Source organism: Microbacterium sp. Leaf351, from assembly GCF_001423825.1.
GTDB lineage: Bacteria > Actinomycetota > Actinomycetes > Actinomycetales > Microbacteriaceae > Microbacterium > Microbacterium ginsengisoli.
The window spans coordinates 49,215-51,562 of record NZ_LMPK01000007.1 but is presented as its reverse complement, the minus strand read 5'-3'; the positions used below and the strand labels follow the sequence as shown (position 1 = coordinate 51,562).

The following is a 2,348-nucleotide window of genomic DNA, read 5'->3' as shown; positions in this document are numbered from 1 at the left end:
CGTCGAGCACCTTCTTGTAGGTGCCGTCCTTGATCAGCGCGTTCAGCACGATGTTGACCGGGGTGATGAGCCCGTTGCCCTTCTTCGTGGCCGCCGCGATGTTGGCCGTCAACGGCCAGCCACCGGGGATCGTGCCGACCAGCTTGATGTCGCCGGTCTCGCGAGCCTCCCAGGCTCCGGTCGGGTTCGGACCGAAGTTGGCGTCCGCGCGACCCGACTGGAGGGCCAGCGTCGCGGCGGCGACGTCGTCGTAGTACTGCAGCTCGGCCGGCGCCTTGCCGCGGGAGACGAGGTCCTTGTTCCACTCGAGGAGGATCTTCTCCTGGTTCGTTCCCGAGCCCACGATGATCTTCAGGCCCGAGATGTCGTCGGCGGTGGCGATCTTCGAGATCGAGCTCGTGGACTTCACGTAGAAGCCGAGCACGTCCTGACGGTAGCTCGCGAAGTCGTAGAGCTCCTTGCGCTCCTCGGTCACCGTCACGTTCGAGGTGATCAGGTCGTACTTGCCCGACTGGATTCCCAGCGGCCAGTCCGCCCACGCCACCACGACCGGGTTGTAGGTGAGGCCCAGACCCTGCGCGATGAGCTTGCCGAAATTCGGCTCGGTGCCGGCGGGCTCGGTCTGACCCTCCGGGATGTACGCGAGCGGCGGCTGGTAGGCCGCGACCGCGACGGTGAGCTTGCCCGGGTTGATGGGCGTGAAGCCGCTCGCCTTCAGAGCGGCGACCGCCTCCGGGACCTCGTGCCCTTCGATCCAGGTGATCTGGTCGGTCGCCGGGTTCGACGATGATGCGGCGGGGGCGGCGGCATCCGCCTTCGCCCCACCCGCGATGTTGACGGCGGCGATGATGCCGCCGACGACAGCGGCCACCGCGACGACGGCGATGCCGGCCGCGATGCCCTGCTTCTTGCTGATGGCCATTGCTGTGTTACTCCTTCGGTGGTCCTCGGGTCCGGGTGGGCCGAGGGTCGGGGGGCGGATCGGGCGGGGGTTCCGCTCAGGTGAGCACCTTGGCGAGGAAGTCCCGTGTGCGCGCATGCTGCGGGCGCACGAGAACGTCCTCCGGGGTGCCTTGTTCCACGACCACCCCTTGGTCGAGGAACACGATCCGGTCTGCCACCTCGCGCGCGAATCCCACTTCGTGGGTCACGATCACGAGAGTGGTGCCCGCGTGCGCGAGGCCGCGGATCACGTCGAGCACTTCGCCGACGAGTTCGGGGTCGAGAGCGCTGGTCGGCTCGTCGAAGAGCAGCACGCGGGGCTCCAGCGCGAGTGCGCGGGCGATCGCCACGCGCTGCTGCTGACCGCCCGAGAGCTGCCGGGGGTAGTGGTCGGCGCGGTCGCCGAGCCCGACGCGCTCGAGCAGGCCCAGGCCGAGCTCCCGTGCCGCCGTCTTCCCCACGCGCCGCAGTGCGAGCGGTGCCTCGATGACGTTCTCGAGCGCGGTGAGGTGGGGGAAGAGGTTGAAGTTCTGGAAGACGATGCCGACCTGCGTGCGACGCTTCAGGATCTCCCGCTCGCGCAGCTCGTGGAGCTTCGTGCCGCGCACCTCGTAGCCGATCAGGGTGCCGTCGATGGTGACCGAGCCCCGGTCGACCGATTCGAGGTGGTTGATCGTGCGCAGCAGGGTGGATTTGCCCGAGCCGCTCGGCCCGAGGATCGCCACGACCTCGCCGGGGGCGATGTCCAGGTCGATCCCGCGCAGCACCTCGATGCCGTTGTAGCTCTTGTGGACGTTGTGGATCTCGACCCGCCCGGTGCGGGCGGGGACGACGGTGGCGCTCATCGCGAGGCTCCTTCCGAGGCGGATGCGGCGGCCGCGCCGGCGCCCGCCGGGCTCGCCGCGGCATCCGGGCGGGGTTCGTCACCGAGACGCGCCCACCGCAGCGCCACCCAGCGGCGGAACCGCTGCAGGGGGGTCGGGGGCAGCACCCGCACGGACCCCCGGGCGTAGTGACGTTCGATGTAGAACTGGGCGATGCTCAGCAGGGTGGTGATGATCGTGTACCAGACGACCGCGACGAGAAGCAGCGGGATGACCCGGCTGTTGCGGTTGTAGATGACCTGCACGGCGTAGAAGAGCTCGGGCAGTGCGATGACGAACACCACCGAGGTGCCCTTGACGAGGCCGATGACCTCGTTGGTGGCGTTGGGGATGATGGAACGGGCCGCCTGCGGCAGGATGATGCGGCTCAGTCGTCGCCACGCCGGGATGCCGAGGGCCGCGGCCGCCTCGTGCTGCCCCTGGTCGACGCTGAGGAGTCCGCCGCGGATGATCTCCGCAGAGTAGGCCGCCTGGTGGAGGCCGAGGCCGAGCACGGCGGCGGCGAAGGCGCTGATGAGCTGC

General features: G+C 69.3%; 3 protein-coding genes. All 3 read right to left on the bottom strand.

The window, feature by feature from the left end; genetic code table 11:
* The coding region (locus ASG00_RS02765; RefSeq protein WP_056206707.1) for an ABC transporter substrate-binding protein at window positions 1-922 on the bottom strand (922 nt) is incomplete at its 3' end.
* 76 nt (window positions 923-998) lie between these two features.
* Window positions 999-1,787 carry an amino acid ABC transporter ATP-binding protein gene (locus tag ASG00_RS02760; RefSeq protein ID WP_056206663.1) on the bottom strand — a complete coding sequence of 263 codons (789 nt, stop codon included), beginning with the start codon at window positions 1,785-1,787 and terminating at the stop codon, window positions 999-1,001.
* The coding region (locus ASG00_RS16605) for an amino acid ABC transporter permease (RefSeq protein ID WP_235559091.1) at window positions 1,784-2,348 on the bottom strand (565 nt) is incomplete at its 5' end. The genes ASG00_RS16605 and ASG00_RS02760, both read right to left, overlap by 4 nt.

Bases quoted from the DNA above. Each gene is read 5' to 3' on its own strand.
- ASG00_RS02760 (WP_056206663.1), bottom strand. From the start codon at position 1,787: ATGAGCGCCACCGTCGTCCCCGCCCGCACCGGGCGGGTCGAGATCCAC.